General features: G+C 63.7%; 16 protein-coding genes. All 16 read left to right on the top strand.

Annotated elements, in window-relative coordinates:
* Positions 1–7 precede the first annotated feature (7 nt).
* The gene (locus tag Q8S38_RS22250; RefSeq protein WP_305682530.1) at positions 8–349 is read left to right on the top strand and encodes a VirB3 family type IV secretion system protein; all 342 of its coding nucleotides are present in this window, start codon (positions 8–10) and stop codon (positions 347–349) included.
* Positions 342–2,711 (top strand): VirB4 family type IV secretion/conjugal transfer ATPase, encoded by a 2,370-nt coding sequence (locus Q8S38_RS22245; protein ID WP_305682529.1) that lies wholly within the window; start codon positions 342–344, stop codon positions 2,709–2,711. The genes Q8S38_RS22250 and Q8S38_RS22245 overlap by 8 nt, the downstream gene beginning before the upstream one ends.
* Positions 2,708–3,400 carry a P-type DNA transfer protein VirB5 gene (gene virB5 / locus Q8S38_RS22240; RefSeq protein WP_305682528.1) on the top strand — a complete coding sequence of 231 codons (693 nt, stop codon included), beginning with the start codon at positions 2,708–2,710 and terminating at the stop codon, positions 3,398–3,400. Before Q8S38_RS22245 ends, virB5 begins: the two co-directional genes overlap by 4 nt.
* Positions 3,397–3,687, top strand: coding sequence for an EexN family lipoprotein (locus Q8S38_RS25040; protein ID WP_371125947.1), 291 nt, complete (start codon positions 3,397–3,399; stop codon positions 3,685–3,687). The genes virB5 and Q8S38_RS25040 overlap by 4 nt, the downstream gene beginning before the upstream one ends.
* A gap of 7 nt (positions 3,688–3,694) precedes the next feature.
* The gene (locus tag Q8S38_RS22235; RefSeq protein WP_305682527.1) at positions 3,695–4,657 is read left to right on the top strand and encodes a TrbL/VirB6 family protein; all 963 of its coding nucleotides are present in this window, start codon (positions 3,695–3,697) and stop codon (positions 4,655–4,657) included.
* Between the two features lie 62 nt (positions 4,658–4,719).
* The gene (locus tag Q8S38_RS22230; RefSeq protein WP_305682526.1) at positions 4,720–5,019 is read left to right on the top strand and encodes a type IV secretion pathway protein; all 300 of its coding nucleotides are present in this window, start codon (positions 4,720–4,722) and stop codon (positions 5,017–5,019) included.
* Positions 5,012–5,683, top strand: a complete 672-nt coding sequence (locus Q8S38_RS22225) for a VirB8 family type IV secretion system protein (protein WP_305682525.1) — start codon at positions 5,012–5,014, stop codon at positions 5,681–5,683. Before Q8S38_RS22230 ends, Q8S38_RS22225 begins: the two co-directional genes overlap by 8 nt.
* On the top strand, positions 5,680–6,540 hold the full coding sequence (virB9, locus tag Q8S38_RS22220; RefSeq protein ID WP_305682524.1) for a P-type conjugative transfer protein VirB9: 861 nt from the start codon (positions 5,680–5,682) through the stop codon (positions 6,538–6,540). Before Q8S38_RS22225 ends, virB9 begins: the two co-directional genes overlap by 4 nt.
* Positions 6,541–6,550: 10 nt before the next feature.
* Positions 6,551–7,717: a type IV secretion system protein VirB10 gene (gene virB10 / locus Q8S38_RS22215; RefSeq protein WP_305682523.1), complete on the top strand. Its 1,167-nt coding sequence runs from the start codon at positions 6,551–6,553 to the stop codon at positions 7,715–7,717.
* Positions 7,714–8,808 carry a P-type DNA transfer ATPase VirB11 gene (virB11, locus tag Q8S38_RS22210; protein WP_305682522.1) on the top strand — a complete coding sequence of 365 codons (1,095 nt, stop codon included), beginning with the start codon at positions 7,714–7,716 and terminating at the stop codon, positions 8,806–8,808. The genes virB10 and virB11 overlap by 4 nt, the downstream gene beginning before the upstream one ends.
* Positions 8,774–10,711: a type IV secretory system conjugative DNA transfer family protein gene (locus tag Q8S38_RS22205; RefSeq protein WP_305682521.1), complete on the top strand. Its 1,938-nt coding sequence runs from the start codon at positions 8,774–8,776 to the stop codon at positions 10,709–10,711. The genes virB11 and Q8S38_RS22205 overlap by 35 nt, the downstream gene beginning before the upstream one ends.
* Complete coding sequence (locus Q8S38_RS22200; protein WP_305682520.1) at positions 10,701–11,807, top strand: LPD7 domain-containing protein; 1,107 nt, start codon at positions 10,701–10,703, stop codon at positions 11,805–11,807. Before Q8S38_RS22205 ends, Q8S38_RS22200 begins: the two co-directional genes overlap by 11 nt.
* Before the next feature lie 271 nt (positions 11,808–12,078).
* Positions 12,079–12,591 (top strand): MobF family relaxase, encoded by a 513-nt coding sequence (gene mobF, locus Q8S38_RS22195; protein ID WP_305682519.1) that lies wholly within the window; start codon positions 12,079–12,081, stop codon positions 12,589–12,591.
* A gap of 75 nt (positions 12,592–12,666) precedes the next feature.
* Positions 12,667–13,215, top strand: coding sequence for an AAA family ATPase (locus tag Q8S38_RS22190; RefSeq protein WP_305682518.1), 549 nt, complete (start codon positions 12,667–12,669; stop codon positions 13,213–13,215).
* Complete coding sequence (locus tag Q8S38_RS22185; RefSeq protein ID WP_305682517.1) at positions 13,212–14,270, top strand: hypothetical protein; 1,059 nt, start codon at positions 13,212–13,214, stop codon at positions 14,268–14,270. Before Q8S38_RS22190 ends, Q8S38_RS22185 begins: the two co-directional genes overlap by 4 nt.
* Positions 14,271–14,473: 203 nt before the next feature.
* On the top strand, positions 14,474–16,312 hold the full coding sequence (locus tag Q8S38_RS22180; RefSeq protein WP_305682516.1) for a methyl-accepting chemotaxis protein: 1,839 nt from the start codon (positions 14,474–14,476) through the stop codon (positions 16,310–16,312).
* Positions 16,313–16,589 lie beyond the last annotated feature (277 nt).

Raw genomic sequence — 16,589 nt, 5'->3', positions numbered from 1 at the left:
CAGCTTCATGACGAGCGAGCCCGAGCGCCTGACCGAGGACACGCTGTTTCTCGCCTGCACAAGGCCTGCAATGATCGCGGGCGTCACCATGGAGGCGATGGCCATCAATGTGATGGCGTCCTGCATCTTGTTCCTGGTGGCGGGTTCAATCGTCTACGGGCTGATCGCCTTGCCGATCCACCTGATCTGCCGCGCCATCTGCCGGCACGATCCAAACCAGTTTCGGCTGCTCGTCGCCTGGCTGGAGACGCGGGGCCGCGCGCGCAACGGCGCGTTCTGGGGTGGGTCGTCGCCAACGCCTTTGCGCCTGGTGCGCCGCTTCAAGGCGCGCGAGGTGGCTCATGGCTGATGCGGCTCGCCTGATGGCTCGTGAGATCGAGCCCGACGTTTATCTGCCTTATGTCCGGCATGTGACGGAGACCGTCATCAGCCTCGCGACGCGGGCGTTGATGACGACGATCCGCCTCGACGGGATCGCTTTTGAGACGGCCGACATCAGTGACCTCAACGATCTCCACGCCAAACTCAATCTCACCTTGCGCAATCTTGCGGATGACCGGCTCGCGCTCTGGACACATCTGATCCGGCGGCGGGACGGCTTCTATCCCGATGGCGTGTTCTCCTCAGTTTTCGCGCGCGACCTCGATCAAGGCTATCGCGGGGCGCTTCAGGGCACCCAACTGTTCCGCAACGAACTCTACCTTACCGTCGTCGCACATCCCGGACGTGATCGCGCGGAAGCCGCGGCAGGCTTCGTTTCACGCCTCGGCCAGGCGCGACGTGGGGGAGGGGAGGTCGATGCCGCCGCACTGAAACGCTTGAACGATGCCGCGCGCGACATCACGGCGGCGCTTAGTCGCTATGGCGCCACTCAACTCGGCCTCGTCGAAGAGAACGGCCTGCTGTTCTCGGAGCCGATGCGGCTTCTGCATCTGCTGGCGTCCAGCGAAGATATGCCGACGGCCTTGCCGCTGGGTCGGATCGGATCGGCGATCTATACGAACCGCGTCATCTTCGGCCGCGAGGCGATCGAGGTTCGCGCGGCCGGTGGCTCGCTCTTTGCCGGCATGTTCGGCCTGAAGGAATACCCGGCCTCGACCAGGCCCGGCATGCTGAACGGCTTGCTTTCGGCACCATTCGAGTTCGTGCTGTCGCAAAGCTTCGCCTTCCTGTCGAAGGCCGACGCCAAGACGGTACTGACGCGAAAGCAAAACCAGCTCGTGTCGACACAGGATGTCGCCGCCTCCCAGATCGACGATCTGAACGACGCCCTCGATGACCTCGAATCCAATCGCTTCGTCATGGGCGACCACCATCTCTCGCTGCTGGTCCGCGCCGAAAATCCAAAGGCGCTGCTGGAAACAATGGCGCAGGGCCGCCGCGTGCTGGCTGAAGCCGGCGCTGTCGTCGCGCGCGAGGATCTCGGGCTTGAAGCCGCCTATTGGGCGCAAATGCCGGGACTGTTCAAGCACCGCGCCCGCTCGGGCGCGATCACCTCGCGGAATCTCGCGGCGCTGTCGCCGTTTCATAGCCATCCGGCCGGGAAGCCAGATCGCAACCACTGGGGCCCGTCGGTCGCCATGCTGAAGACGGCGTCCGGTTCGCCATACCATTTCTCCTTCCACGCGGGCGATCTTGGCAACACCTTCATCTGCGGGCCGTCGGGCTCCGGTAAGACCGTGCTGCAGAATTTCCTGCTCGCCCAGGCAGAAAAATTCGGCTGCCAGCGCGTCATGTTCGACAAGGATCGCGGCGCCGAGATTTTTGTGCGGGCGTCGGGCGGCACCTACCTCACGCTGAAGAACGGCGTGCCCACAGGCTGCGCGCCGCTGAAGGCGCTCGAGCTGACCCCGGCCAATCTCGCCTTTCTCGGCGATCTTGTCCGCAAGCTCGTGACGGTCGAGGGCAGGGCGCTGTCCGTTGTCGATGAAGAGCGGGTCGATTCCAGCCTCGAGGCGATGCGGGCTTTGCCGCGCCAGGAGCGTTCGCTCTCGGCACTGCGCGCCTTTCTGGGCCAGCAGGATCGCGAGGGCATCGGCGCCAGGCTTGAGCGTTGGTGTAGCGGCGGACCGCTCGGCTGGGTACTTGATGCCGAGGAGGACGCGATCACGCTCGACGCCGACTTCATCGGTTTCGACATGACCGATGTGCTCGACCATGAGGTCGTCCGCACACCGCTCATGATGGTGCTGTTCCATCGCGTCGAGCAGTTGATCGACGGCCGTCGCATCATCATCGACATCGACGAGTTCTGGAAGGCGCTCGGTGACGACGCTTTTCGGGCGCTCGCCAACGACAAGCTCAAAACCATCCGCAAGCAGAACGGCGTCATGGTTTTTGGCACGCAGTCGCCGCGCGATGCGCTCGCATCCCCGATCGCCCACACAATCGTAGAGCAGTGCCCAACGCAAATCTTCATGCCGAACCCGCGCGGGACTCGCGCTGACTATGTCGATGGCTTCCATCTGACCGAGACCGAGTTTCGACTGATCAAGGAAGAACTTTCGACTGAGAGCAGGCGCTTCCTGATCAAGCAGAACGGCCAGTCCGTCGTTGCCGAACTCGACCTTGGCGGCATGGATGACGCACTCGCCGTGCTGTCGGGCCGCACCGAAACCGTCGAGCTGCTCGACCGCATCCGCGCAGAGGTTGGCGACGACCCTTTTGCATTCCTGCCCCGCTTCCATGCCGAAAGAAGGATCGACCGATGAAAGTGAGCCACCTCCTGATCACGGCAGCGCTGGCTGGACTGCCTGCGCAAGGCTTCGCCCAGCAAGGTGTGCCCGTCTTCGACGCCGGCGCGATTGCAAAACATGTCGAGCAAATCGGGAAGCTGACCGAGCAGATCAAGACCATGCAGGCTCAGCTTACCCAGGCCAAGCAGCTCTACGAATCCTTCAACAAGCTGACCGACGTCAACGACGTCGCCTCGCTCCTGAGCAGCGACGAATTCCGAAAACATCTGCCGAAAGAGTTCGGCGAGATCGAGAAGCTGGTGTCAGGCGGCGGCGGTTCGCTTACCGGCGTCGTCGATCGCTATCTGGATCAGAACCGCGCCTATCAAGGCGGCGATGCGAACTCGTTCTACCGCACGGAGCTCGACCGCATCGCGCGCCAGACCGGTGCGAAGCATTCGATCGGCCAGAGCGTCTACGACACGGCCTCAAAGCGCATCGACGGGCTGGAGGAGCTTCGTGGGAAGATCACGGGGTCCAAGGATGCCAAGGACGTGCTGGACCTCTCAGCCCGCATCCAGGCGGAGCAGGCGCTTCTGCAGAACGAGGTTTTGCGCATGCAGGGTCTCGCCATGGTGCAGCAGGCGCGCGGTGACATGGACGGCCAGCGTCAGAAGGAACGCGAGCGCCAACTCGTCGATGAGATGAAGGCTGCGCTGCAATGAAGGCTTGGCCGCTGTCGTGGGCCTTTGCCTCTGTGCTCATCCTGGCTGGGTGCGGGGAAGGCAACGGAGATCGGCAAGACGCGCCGCCGGCTCAATCCGGGACCGTTTCGCCTGAAGCGTCGTCGCGCACGGTGAGTTGGTTTTTGGAAAACCCCGCGGCGCTCGCATCGGAATGGGATCGTTGTCGGAACGACCCCGGCGGCATCGGAACCTCCGCGGAGTGCATCAACGCCAGCGAGGCTCGTCGGCGGCAGACCGCTCGTGAAGTCCAAGACGCTTTGAAGTGAACCTGGTATGGCCATCAACGTTTTCGACCAGTTCCTGAAGGAATTCGAACAGCCGATCACGACCTTCGTGTCGACGTCGGTTTCGAGTCTCACCTCGTTCGTCGACGGACCGTTGCGGGTGGCGGTGCTGCTCTACGTCGTTCTGTACGGCTTTGCGGTCATGCGCGGGGCGATCGCCGAGCCGATCCAGGAGTTCGCCTGGCGAGCGATGCGCCTTGTCGTGATCGTACTGCTCGCATCGAATTCGAGCTCGTTTCAGCAATATGTCACCGACCTCTTCTTCACCTCGCTTCCGAAGGAGATCGGGAACGCGCTGGGCGGCTCGACATTGGATGCTACGTCCGGACAGCCTTTCGACAAGCTGCTGAGCAAGGGCATCGAGGTCGCCTATCGCATCTATGATCAGGCGGGCCTGACCAACATCGCGCCAGCCCTGATCGCCGCCATCCTGCTCGTCTTCGTCGCCTTTGGATCGTTCCTCCAATTTGCCGTCCTGCTTTATGCCAAGATCGGATTGGCCATCGTCATCGCACTTGGTCCGATTTTCATCGCACTCGCCTTGTTCGAGGCAACGCGGCCTTTTGCCGAGGCTTGGACCCGCCAGGTCGCCAACTTCCTGATCCTTCATATATTGGTCGTCGCGCTCGTAGGACTGATGCTGACGTCCGTCCAAGGGTTTGTCGAAAAGTACGGTGCGAATACCTCGACGGCCGGAGCTCTGATAGTCGGCGCTGTTGCAATCAGCGCGGTGCTTGGCCTCGCCGCCTACATAGCGATTCAGCTCCCAGCCATTGCCGGAGGTCTTGCCGGCGGCGGCGCATCGCTGGCCGCCCGAGTCGTCACCAGCGCCATCACCGCGAACGCCGCCTCGGCGGCCGCCGGCGCCTATGCCGGCGCCAGAAGCGCGGCCAACCGCACGGCGGCAAGGGTCCGCGAGCGACGACAGGGCGGCGAGATCAGACGCGTCTGACCTTCACCCCCACACCAGAAACAACCGCATCCGCGCAAGGATGTCAGGAAGGATTTGCTTCGATGAATTGTCGCGTGATCTTCAGCGTCGTGCTGGCCATGACGGTGACGGGCTGCGCCGGCTGGAACAAGGGCGCGCCGTCCTGCGATGGTTCAGCCAAGCGCCCGCTTAACCGGTCGCTTTGGGACTGGGAGGCCATGCCCCCGGTTGCGCCACAGCCCGACGCTCCTGCGGTCAAGCGGCTCGGTCAGGCCCGGCACGAGCTACCTGCCCGCGGCATCGGACTGGCTGGCACGGCCTGGTCCGCCTTCGACATCGCGCGCTCGTTCCGACCCTGCAACGAGGCGACGCGCCATGGTTAGGCCGGACGATCTTAAGGACTACTTCGACAATGCGCGGCGCTGGGAGCAGGATCTCCTGCTGACGGCGCAGAGGTCGAAGCGGCTGGCCTGGTTCGTGGCGACCGCAGCCTGCGTGCTCGCGACGGCCGCTGTCGGCGCTGTCGCGGCGTTGGCACCGCTGAAGACCGTCGAGCCTTTCGTCATCCGCGTCGACAATGCGACCGGCATCGTCGAGACTGTCTCGGCGCTTGGCGCCTCCCCGCGCAACTACGACGAAGCGGTCACCAAGTATTTCCTGAGCCGCTATGTCCGCTCGCGCGAGGGTTTTAGCCAAGCCGAGGCCGCCAGCAATTTTCAGACGGTGGCGCTGCTGTCGTCGCAAGCCGAGCAGGCGCGCTTTGCCGCCGTCTATCGCGGCTCGAACCCGGAAAGCCCGCAGGTGCTGCATGGCCGCTTCGGCGTCGCCGAGGTCCGGATCAAGGCCATCTCGCTGCTGGCAGACAACCTCGCTTCCGTCCGCTTTCTGAAGGAGAGCCGCAAGGGCGAGGAAATCAAGATCACGCATTGGATCGCGACGTTGACCTTCGCCTATGTCAACGCGCCGGTCTCCTCGACCGATCGCCTGATCAACCCACTCGGCTTCCTGGTTTCGGAATACCGCGCCGATCCTGAGGTCGCGCCATGAGCCGCTACACCATCACGATCGCGGGCGGCTTGCTGCTTGCGCTTGGCCTCGGCTTGCCATCGCTGGCCCTACAACTCCCCACCGCCGGCGCGCGCGACGAGCGCGTACGCTTCGTCGCCTACGACCCCGCCAATGTCGTCAAGGTCAACGGGGTCATTCGGGCATCCACGCAGGTCATCTTCGCCGAGGACGAGGAGATCGCCCACGTCGCGATCGGCGACTCGATCGCCTGGGAGGTCGCGCCCGCGGGCTCGATCCTCTTCCTCAAACCCCGCGAAAAGCATCCGCCGACCAATCTGCAGGTGGTGACGACACGGCGCGATGGCCGCAAGCGCTCCTACCAGTTCGAGCTTTCGATCACAGAGGCCTCGCTGAAGGAGAGCTACTTCGTCGTAAAATTCTCTTACCCGACCGACGAGGCCGATCGTCGTCGCGCCGAGAACGAGGCGCGCGGCCAGCAGCGCGAAGGCGCGGTCATCGACCAGACTTTTGACCTGCACCAGCAATATGGCGCACGAAATTGGCGCTTCTCGGCGCAAGGCCCGGCCGATCTCGAACCCGACGGCGTCTTCGACGACGGCAAGGTCACGAGCTTCCGTTTCGCGGGCAATCGCGAGGTACCGGCGATCTACATGGTCGGCTCCGATGGCGCGGAAAGTCTCGTGCCGAAGGACGTCCGCGGCGAGGTCGTCGTGGTGCATGCCACCGCGCGCGAGTTCCGGCTGCGCCGCGGCAGCGCGGTGCTCTGCATCTTCAACGAGGCTTTCGACGCCGTCGGCGTGAACCCGGGAACCGGAACGACGAGCCCCAGCATCGCCCGCACGCAAAAGCAGCCAGCGCCAGTGCGGCGTCGCTAAGGAGCATCTCATGACCGATCAAACTGCCTCATCAGGCGTCGAGGGAGAACGCGGCATTACCCCTGTCTCAGGACCGGTCGAGGGCTCGGGACGGGCGCTGGCCAAGCGCGGCATCGGCGCTGCCGCGCTGATCGCCTTTTCGGTTCTGGTGATCTGGAGCACCTGGAAATCCGAGAAACCCGTCGAACAGGGCGGCGCCAAACCGATCATCCGCCAGACATCCACGTTCGAGCCCGCCCGCGAGCCGCCCGCTCCAGTTCCCGTCCAGCAGGCGGCGTTGCCGGTCCTGCCGCCTCAGCTCGCACCTGCCGCAACCCCGCCACAAACCGACAAGCTGATGGAGAGCGCAAGGCGCGCGCCTGTCCTTGCCTTCAATCGGCCGGGGCGCGGGTCAGCTGGCGACGGGGCAGGGCAGGGGGCCTCCCTACCGGGCTCAGTCTTGCTTAGTGGCGCAGCCGAGCCGCGCAACGAACTCGCCGACAAGCTCAAGGCCACCGCGATCGAGGGCGTACGCGCCACGCGCTTGCCCAACCGCAATCTCCTGGTGACGCAAGGCACGGCGATCCCTTGCGTGCTGGAGACGGCGATGTCGTCGGATGTGCCGGGCTTCGTCTCCTGTGTCGTGCTGCGCGATGTTCTCTCGGATTCAGGGCATGTCGTGCTGATGGAGAAGGGCACCCAGATCGTCGGCGAATATCGCGGCCAGGTCCGCAAAGGCTCCAAGCGCATGTTCGTGCTCTGGACGCGGGCCAAGACGCCAACTGGCGTCATCGTTGCGCTCGCTTCGCCCGCGACCGACGCGCTCGGCCGAGCCGGCTTCGACGGCGAGATCGACACGCATTTCTGGGAAAGGTTTGGGGCAGCGCTCCTGCTCTCGATCGTCAGCGATGCCGCCGCTCTCGGCCGCCAGCAACTCGAGGATGCCGATATCGAGATCCGCAACACATCCGGAGCAGCCAACACCGCTGCCGGCATCGCCGTTGAGCGCTCGATCGACATCCCGCCGACGCTGAATAAGAACCAGGGCGAGCGCGTCAACATCTTCGTCGCCCGCGATCTGGATTTTTCCTCGGTCTACGATCTGAAGCGGATCGATAGCCGCGCGCAGATTTTGGATCGCACGGTGCCCGGCATCGACGCCGGTGTGGCGTCCGGCTCTCGGGTGACGAAGCCATGACCGCATTCGCGCCTGTGCCCGTCGCAGCCGAGTCCGTCCTTGTCGTCGCGCCGGCCGTTCCGAGTGCCACAACGGCCTCCGAACGGCGCGCCAGCCGCATCGTGCTCGAGCGCTATCTTACGCCGCTCGCGCCCTTCCTGGCGCAGCCCGATCTGACCGAGATCGTCGTCAACCGGCCGGGCGAGGTGTTCACGGAGGGACCGGGTGGCTGGAGCCGACATCAACTCCCCCATCTCAGCCATGCGCATCTGATGCATTTGGCCACTGCCGCCGCCGGTTACACGCGCCAGGACATCGCGTCGGATCATCCGATCGCCTCGACGACGCTGCCCGGTGACGAGCGCTGCCAGATCGTCGTCCCGCCAGCCGTCCCCGCTGGTAGCGTCAGTCTGACCATCCGCAAGCCCTCGACCATCACGATGACCCTGGAGGACTTTGAGGAACGGGAGTTGTTCTCCGACATTCGCGTCACCAGCGACGACCTCACGGATGACGAGCGGGAGCTGGTGCGCCTGCGCGACGCTGGGCAGTGGCGGCAATTTCTGGCGTTGGCCGTCCTCAGCCGCCGCAACATCATCATCTCGGGCGCGACCGGCTCGGGCAAGACGACGCTGTCGAAAGGTCTGATCGCCCAGATTCCGGCGAGCGAGCGCCTTGTCACCATCGAGGACACGGCCGAGCTCGTGGTGCCGCAGCCCAACCACGTCCGGCTGCTTTATGCCAAGGACGGGCAAGGGGTTGCCAAGGTCGGGCCGCGCGAGCTCCTCGAATCCTGTCTGCGCATGCGGCCCGACCGCATTCTGCTGCAGGAGCTGCGCGACGGCACCGCCTTCTTCTACCTGCGCAATGTGAACTCCGGGCATCCGGGCTCGATCACGACGGTCCATGCCGATTCAGCACGCTTGGCCTTCGAGCAGTTGACGCTGCTGGTGAAGGAGAGCGCGGAGGGCAGGGACCTTGCCCGCGACGACATCCGCAATCTGCTGCGCCAGACCGTCGATATCGTCATCCAAATGAAACGCGAGCACGGCCGCTTCCGCATCACGGAGATCGACTATGACCCCGTTCGAAAGCGCCTCGCCAGCGCATAAGGTGGCGCTCAGGTTCGGGCTCGCGCTCTTCGGGATCGCCGTCTTCCTGTTCGTCGGCTCCAACGTCATGCTGCTGGGCCTTCGTACCCATGACGGCGGCTTCCACTGGAACGAGCTCGCAATCGCCTGGCCGCATTACGGTACGAACGAGCGCCTCGACCGCTGGATCACTTTTGGCACATTGGCAGGCACGATCGCGGCTTTTGGGCTGATGGGCCTGATCCTGCGGACCAAACCGCGCCCGCTGCACGGAGAGGCGCGCTTCGCCAACGAGCGCGACATCCACAAGGCCGGCCTGCGAGCGAAGCAAGGCATCCTGCTCGGCCGAAAGGACGGCAAATTCCTGTGCTTTGGTGGTCCCGAGCACGTCATGGTCTATGCCCCGACGCGCTCAGGCAAGGGCGTCGGCTACGTCATCCCGAACCTGTTGAACTGGCCGGATTCTGTCGTCGCGCTTGACGTCAAGAAGGAGAACTTTGACCGCACGGCCGGATTCCGTGAGGCGAGCGGCCAGGCGGTCTTCCTGTTTGATCCGCTCGACGAACAGGGCCGCACCGCGCGCTACAACCCGCTCGCCTATGTCCGTCGCGATCCGGTCGATCTCTACGATGATCTCCAGCGCATCGCGGTGATGCTGTTCCCGGCCGAGAACCGCGCCGACCCGTTCTGGTTCGAGACGGCCCGCTCGGCTTTTGTCGCCATCGGCGGCTATGTCGCCGAAACGCCCGGCCTGCCGCTGACCATCGGCGAGATCTTGCGGCAGCTTTCGGCCTCGAGCGATCTGAAGGCTCTTTTCCTGGCGGCGATGAAGGAGCGAGCCAAAAGCACCGCGCCGCTCTCGTCGCACTGCGTCGGTGCGCTCAACGATTTTCTGTCGGCATCCGAGAACACGATGAACTCGGTGCGAAAAACCACGACGGCGCGGCTGGGCCTCTGGCTCAATCCCCGCATCGATGCTGCAACGTCGGCGAATGATTTCGACCTGCGCGAGCTGCGCTCCCGGCCGATGTCGATCTTTCTCGGCGTGACGCCGGACAATCTCGACCGGATGGCGCCGCTGCTGAACCTGTTCCTCCAGCAGGTCATCGATCTGAACAGCCGCGAGCTTCCAGAGCAAAACCCAAAGCTTAACCGCCGCGTCCTGCTGCTGCTCGACGAGTTTCCGGCGCTCGGCCATGTCGGCGTGCTCGCCAAATCCGTCGCCTTCGTCGCCGGCTACGGCATTCGCCTGCTCACCATCATCCAGAGCCCGTCGCAGCTGCGGGCGATCTATGGCCCCGACCTCGCCAAAACGATCATGACCAACCACGCGATCGAGGTCGTGTTCGCGCCAAAGGAGCAGGATGTCGCCAATGAGCTCTCGGACCGGATCGGTTACGACACCGCCCAGGCGAAAAGCCGCTCCCGGCCTTGGGGCCTATCATCGGGTAAGCGCAGCGAGTCCGTCTCCGACCAGCGCCGCGCGTTGATGCTGCCTCAAGAGCTCAAGCTGATTCCATCGTCAAAAGCCTTCATCCTCGCCACCAGCGTGCCGCCGATTATCTGCGACAAGATCATCTACTACGAGGACGCCGCCTTCACCGCGCGTCTGAAACCGCCGCCGATGATCGCGCCCAATCGTGGCCCCTCGAACATGCTGCTGGCGAGCGAGATCATCGAGCTCAAATCCGCCGTCGCGGAACTACAGGCGACATTCCTGACCCGGCCGATGACGGATGAGGAGATCGCCGACCCGTCGCTGATCCCGGATGATGCGACCTTCGATTTCGGCGACGTGCCGGTCGATCTTGAGGGTCTGTCCGAGGACGAGTTGAAGGACTGGTGCTCGCAGGTGATCGATGCGGCGATCATCCCGGCCCAGGAGACAGGCGGGTCGGTGAAGGAGATCCGTCATGCAAGGTGAGCGCCAGGATCAAAGCGAGTTCACGATCGAACACGGTCGGGAGAGGGATGATCGATCATCATCGCACGGCGCGTCGAGCGCGCCTCAGGCCGAAAGACAAGCCGGCCTTGATCTCGGTGGACCGGACAAGCGTCAGACTGAAAGCGGAATGCCGGAGCGGCTGCGGCGGAAATACTATGTCGCAGAAGCTGGCGGCGGCGACGAGGCGAAGGTCTATGCCGACCCGAGAGCCGAGTACCTCGCCTTCAAGGTATCGACTCACCGCATGGCGACGCGGCTCGAAGATGCCGGCGTCGTTCGGGACATGGTCTCGGTCGTGCAGCATCGAGGGTGGAGCGAAGTCGAGCTTCGCGGATCGAAGGACTTCCGGCGGACCGCTTGGCTTGAGGCTTCGGTGCGCGGGCTTTCGGTTCGAGGCTATGAACCCGCTCCCGTCGATCGGGCCGCACTCGCGTTTCGAACGAAAGCTGAAGCGCGCTCGACCAAAACGCTGCAAACCCCGCCGGCCCGCGAGGCTGGCGCATCTGAGACCGTGACTATCGATGGTGCCGCGACCAGACGACGCATCGATGTGACGGTCATGCTGCCGGAAAGTCGCGACGAAAGAACCCACCGGCGCAACCATGCTGATGAGGCCGCGCCAATAAGCTGTAATGTCGCTAAGGAGCCGACAATATCGCTCGCTGGGCATGCGCGGGAGCATTCCTCGCAGCGGTCGACTGTCACAATCGAGCTTACGGCCTCGGAGGCCGACACGTCGCAACGTCTGCAGCGCGATCAACGGCAGGCACGTGCTGACCGTTTCCGGACGAACGACAGAAAGCAGATTTTGGGCGACGATGCCGTTAAGGCTGCACGGTCTCAACTTGCTGCCATCGAGCGGGCGCTTGCCAAGGCCGTTCGTGATCCTGAGCTGAGACGGTCCGTTCTGGGCTTCGCGAAAGAGCGGATTGCTCGGGAGCTAGAGAGGGGGCGGGAATTCGAACGCGTTGAAGTGCGGGCGATACAGCCAGTCCAGAGCGGAGATCAGAAATTCCGCACCACGCAGGCCACCAAGGACCGGTCAAATCAGACCAGATCAGAACACGATCGCTGAACGAACCGGGACCGTGTCTCTGCTGGTAGTCTAGCAGGCTGTTGAAAAAGGCGCTTTTCCGGGCGTTGTTGGCATGATTCATTGGCTCCGACGGGATTCGGAGCGTGATGCATGCGGGGCGGGGACGAACAGACGGGCGAACTGTTCAGCTATGTCGATCTTGAGGCGCGGGTTCAGCGGGATCATCCCATCACGCCGGAACCGATATCGTGATGACCCCGGCAAGTCCGTATCCGTCCTTTGGATGGCCGGAGATGCAGAGCGGCGAGGGATGATCGAAGCCGCTCATCGCCGCGCCGTGTCGCGGGCGCTGCGATTGATCGTCGATGAGGAGATGGTTGTCGTCCGCTCAGGTGCCAGCGGGGCGCTGCGCCACAAGCCAGCCGATCTGATCGTCGGAAGGTTCGATCACTATACGACCCGCGAGGGCGACCCCAATATCCACTCGCATTGCGTCGTGATGAACGTGGCCGGGGCTCCCGCCGAGGCGCTTTCGGGGCGCTTTCGCTACAAGCACCTCACGACGGACCCTGACCAGGTCTTCAAACTCCAGCGCATGATCGGGGCGGTCTATCGAGCCGAACTGGCATCGGAACTCGCGCAGCATCCGGGCGCGAGGTTCCGCGAGGCCGGCCAGGGCCAATGGGAGATCGCCGGAATCAGCCAGGAGCTTCTGGACAGCTTTTCCAAACGATCGGCGCAGATCGAAGACTATGCCGGGTCGGGAGCCAGTCCGGCCCAGCGTGAGATTGCGGCGCTTGCCACCCGCAAGGGCAAGGATTAGGTTCCCACCGGCGACGAACTGGAAGCGCGCTGGCGAGCGGAGCTTGCCGCTCTCAATGTCGATCCCTGGCAGCAGATGCGGGTTCCCGCTAGCAGGATCGAGCATATCGCGGCCGAGCCGGAGATCGACCCGCCGGAACTCCCCCGAGAGGGGCTTGTCGCGCGCGCCGCGTCCGAACTGTTCCGCCACGAGAGCGTGATCGAGCGGAAGGATCTGCTTCAACGCGCCTTTGAACTGGCGGGACTGGCCGGGCTCAGTCCCGATACCGTCGAGGCTGAGCTTGCCGCCTTGCAGGATGACGGCAGGCTGCTGCGGCCCGATGATGAGGTTCGGCCGCAACGCTGGACCACGCCCGCTATCCCAGCCTGTGAGGCCGCGATGCTGCGCTCAGCCGAGCGGCCGGATGAACGCGACTGGCTCGCAGTGGCCGCCGTCGATGCCGCTTTGGCTGCCGCCCCTCACCTCTCCGGGGAACAACGCGACGCGGTTCGTTCGGTCGCGACCCGTGACGGGGTTGCCCTGATCGAGGCCGGAGCGGGAACCGGCAAGACAACCACGGCAAAGGCTCTGGTCGAGGCCGCCCATCACTCGGGTCTGAAGGTCGTTGGCCTGTCGCCGTCATGACGGAGGTTCGGCGCCAGGAGGTCGACTGGCAGAAGGCCGCAACCGTCGTGATGGCGCGCGGGGATTTCGAAGCGGGCCTGCGCGCATACGCGATGCAGGATCGGTTGGAACTGGTTTCCGGCACCGAGGCCGCGCAGGAACGTACGATCGCGGCGTGGCGCGAACTCCGGCAGGCCCATGGCGATGATGTGCTGATCGTCGCCCGGCGCAATGATGATGCCGCTGATCTGAACCGCAAGGCACGGAAGATGCTGAAGCAGAAAGGACGGCTTGAGCCGGACGCCATCGCGTTGCCGTCGATCGACCGCGCCGACAAGGCGGTGAGCCTCGCGCTCGCGATCGGTGACCGGCTCCGCTTCGGCGAGACCTTGCCGCAGCACGGCATCCGCAACGGCAACCGCGCGACGGTGCGGGCTATCGCCCTGACGGAATCAGAAACGCGCCGCGTCACGCTTGATCTCGACGACGGTCGCAGGCTCGACCTAAACTGGCGCGAACTGGCACGTCAGCCTCGCTATGGGCGAAAACGCTCGCGGCCACGGATCGTGCATTCTTATGCGGGCACGGCGCATTCGGTGCAGGGGCGCTCGGCGGCTGCATCGGTGGTTCACATCGCCCGTGAAACCGATGCGCGCGAAATCTATGTCAGTCTCAGCCGGCACCGGCATGACACCCGCATCATCGTCGAACGCGACAGGCTCGACGCGCTCTGCCGACAGCGCCAGGCCGATACGCGCATGCCGGCCAGCGATGCGGCTGTGCAGGAACGGCTGTTCATCACTCGCCTGAACGGTGAGATTGCAGACAAGGACACTTGCTTAGGATGCCCCATGGGGCCGCTCAGGCAGCCTTGGCCGGAAGAGCCTCATGCAGGAAAGCGGTTATCTCGCCTACCTGCATTGGCCTGGCGAAGAAGTAGCCCTGCTTTTGGGTGGCGTCGGCCTGGCGCAGCTCATTCAATTACTCCAGGTGTTGTTGTTCGCCGTCAGCCAACGGTCCTGCATATTCCCGATGTACGACGGCTCAAGTTCGCGCCAGGGCGGCACGAGAGTTGATCGTAGCGGCCGGGGCGAGGACGGCCCTCATCGAGCGGAGCTCGCCGTGGGAGAATGGCTAAGTCGCTAAGAATAGCAGTACAACATTTGGCATTATCGCAACGTTAACCAGAGCGGGGCATATATCCAGACGGGGGCTTGCAGTGGTGAGGTTCCCGGTGCGGCCGCACCGATCTGGCAATTATGGTGTGCGGGGAACTATCTTGAGCAACAGCGGTTTTCTGGCCTCTTTGAAGGGCGCTTCGCCTGAGCTGGAAGCGATCAAGCGAACGCAGGCCGTTATCGAGTTTGATGTGTCCGGTAACATTCTGGACGCGAACAAGCTTTTCCTCGACGCCATGGGCTACAGTAACGATGAAATTCGCGGCCGACATCACTCCATCTTTCTGGAGGCGGGTGAGCGCGAGAGTGCGTCCTACAAGTCGTTTTGGCAGAAGCTCGGGGCCGGGGAAGCGCTTCGGGGCCAGTTCCTCAGGATCGCCAAAGATGGCCATCGCCTCTGGCTGCAGGCGACCTATACGCCGATTGTCAATCGCGCCGGGAAGGTGACCGGGGTCATCAAGTTCGCGACCGACATCACCGCGCATAAGGACATGGTCGCCGACCTTCAGGGGCAGATTGCGGCCATTAACAAAGCGCAGGCGGTGATTGAGTTCGACCTGAGCGGCAAAATCCTGAACGCCAATCCCAACTTTTTGGCGGTGACCGGCTACAAGCTTGAAGAGGTGGCGGGGCGCCATCACAGTCTGTTTGTCGATGAAGAGACGCGAACCAGCCCGGCCTATCAGCTATTCTGGAAGAAGCTCGGCCAGGGTGAATACGACGAGGGGCAATATATGCGCCTCGGCAAGGGCGGGCGTGTGATCTGGTTGCAGGCCAGCTATAACCCGATCCTGGACGCCGCCGGCAAGCCCTGGAAGGTGGTAAAATACGCCAGCGACATCACGACGGCGAAGGCGGAGGGCGATCTTCGGGGCGCAGTCGCTCAAACCCGGTCCGTCGTCGAGTCTGCAATGCGGCGCGACCTGACCAAACGGATTTCGACAGAGGGGCTTGGCGGCGACGTTCTCGCGCTCTGCAACGGCGTGAATGACCTCGTCAAAAGCTATGCCGAGGTCATCGGCTCCGTTTCATCCACGGCTGCGGATGTAAATAGCACCTCGCGTGAAATCTCAACAGCCGCCGACGATCTGTCAAAGCGGACAGAGGAACAGGCCTCCTCCCTGGAAGAGACTGCGGCGACCACGGAAGAGCTGGCGGCATCGGTGAAGTCCACGAGCCAGGCCTCCCAACAAGCCGCTGGCATCGCGGCCGAAGCGATGCGCACGGCGGAAACCGGTGGCGATATCGTGGGCCAGGCCGTGCAGGCCATGTCCCGTATCCAGGCCTCTTCTACAAAGATTTCGGATATCATCCGCGTCATCGACGACATTGCCTTTCAGACTAACCTCCTGGCGCTCAATGCGGCGGTCGAGGCGGCGCGCGCCGGCGATGCAGGCAAGGGCTTCGCCGTTGTCGCCTCGGAGGTCCGGACGTTGGCCCAGCGCTCCGGCGCGGCAGCCAAGGATATCTCCGGGCTCATCTCGAGTTCCCATGCCGAGGTTGGCGAGGGCGTGAAACTCGTGCACCAGGCCGGCGAAGCGTTGACCGCGATCCTCGAATCGTCCCGCAAGGTCGCAGGCACCATCACGGACATCTCAGCGGCGGCCGGCGAACAGGCGAACGGCATCGACGAGATGAGCCAGACTGTCGCGCACCTGGACGAGATCACGCAAGCCAACGCGGCCCTGGCGGAAGAAAGCGCCGCCTCAGCCAATGTCCTCTCGGAAAAGGCAGGGAGCCTTTACGAGCTGATCGCCCCATTCCGGATTGGCACCGAGACGAAGAGCGCGCCCGCTGCCGCCGCCCCACAGCCTCCGACGAATGAGCTGCATCGTCTTCGTAACCTCGCAGCCAGTGCTTTTAGTCAAAGTCAGGTTGCCCCGCTGCGCGGTCGCAAAACCGCCAATGGCGGCATTAGCACAGGCTGGGAAGAATTCTGATTTGGGAACACAACCAGCCGCCAGCTTCGTGCTGGCGGCTGGTTTACGCCTCTTGAAAGAATGCCGCAGACATTGGGCTGCGCCTCGCGCGTCAACGCCGCTCGTTATTCAGGCGACAATCCTCACGGCTCCCCGGTGTCTGCCGTCAGCGCTCTTGAGACAGTTTAGGGGTTTTCGGGAAGGGAGGATTTCTGGATCATCGCAGCCATCATGGAGCGCAGATGAGACAGAAATCGGGTCCGGAGAAAGCACCGGCAGAGCAGGTCGTGAAGGACAT

The sequence above is a fragment of the Allobosea sp. genome (assembly GCF_030695125.1).
Classification (GTDB): Bacteria; Pseudomonadota; Alphaproteobacteria; order Rhizobiales; family Beijerinckiaceae; genus Allobosea.
Note: the sequence above shows the minus strand (reverse complement) of the source record. Positions and strands in the feature narration are given on the sequence as shown.

What these genes read in the sequence shown, in the direction of transcription:
- Q8S38_RS22250 (WP_305682530.1), top strand. Translation starts at nt 8, where the DNA reads ATGACGAGCGAGCCCGAGCGCCTGACCGAGGACACGCTGTTTCTCGCC.
- Q8S38_RS22245 (WP_305682529.1), top strand. Translation starts at nt 342, where the DNA reads ATGGCTGATGCGGCTCGCCTGATGGCTCGTGAGATCGAGCCCGACGTT.
- virB5 (WP_305682528.1), top strand. Translation starts at nt 2,708, where the DNA reads ATGAAAGTGAGCCACCTCCTGATCACGGCAGCGCTGGCTGGACTGCCT.
- Q8S38_RS25040 (WP_371125947.1), top strand. Translation starts at nt 3,397, where the DNA reads ATGAAGGCTTGGCCGCTGTCGTGGGCCTTTGCCTCTGTGCTCATCCTG.
- Q8S38_RS22235 (WP_305682527.1), top strand. Translation starts at nt 3,695, where the DNA reads ATGGCCATCAACGTTTTCGACCAGTTCCTGAAGGAATTCGAACAGCCG.
- Q8S38_RS22230 (WP_305682526.1), top strand. Translation starts at nt 4,720, where the DNA reads ATGAATTGTCGCGTGATCTTCAGCGTCGTGCTGGCCATGACGGTGACG.
- Q8S38_RS22225 (WP_305682525.1), top strand. Translation starts at nt 5,012, where the DNA reads ATGGTTAGGCCGGACGATCTTAAGGACTACTTCGACAATGCGCGGCGC.
- virB9 (WP_305682524.1), top strand. Translation starts at nt 5,680, where the DNA reads ATGAGCCGCTACACCATCACGATCGCGGGCGGCTTGCTGCTTGCGCTT.
- virB10 (WP_305682523.1), top strand. Translation starts at nt 6,551, where the DNA reads ATGACCGATCAAACTGCCTCATCAGGCGTCGAGGGAGAACGCGGCATT.
- virB11 (WP_305682522.1), top strand. Translation starts at nt 7,714, where the DNA reads ATGACCGCATTCGCGCCTGTGCCCGTCGCAGCCGAGTCCGTCCTTGTC.
- Q8S38_RS22205 (WP_305682521.1), top strand. Translation starts at nt 8,774, where the DNA reads ATGACCCCGTTCGAAAGCGCCTCGCCAGCGCATAAGGTGGCGCTCAGG.
- Q8S38_RS22200 (WP_305682520.1), top strand. Translation starts at nt 10,701, where the DNA reads ATGCAAGGTGAGCGCCAGGATCAAAGCGAGTTCACGATCGAACACGGT.
- mobF (WP_305682519.1), top strand. Translation starts at nt 12,079, where the DNA reads ATGATCGAAGCCGCTCATCGCCGCGCCGTGTCGCGGGCGCTGCGATTG.
- Q8S38_RS22190 (WP_305682518.1), top strand. Translation starts at nt 12,667, where the DNA reads ATGCGGGTTCCCGCTAGCAGGATCGAGCATATCGCGGCCGAGCCGGAG.
- Q8S38_RS22185 (WP_305682517.1), top strand. Translation starts at nt 13,212, where the DNA reads ATGACGGAGGTTCGGCGCCAGGAGGTCGACTGGCAGAAGGCCGCAACC.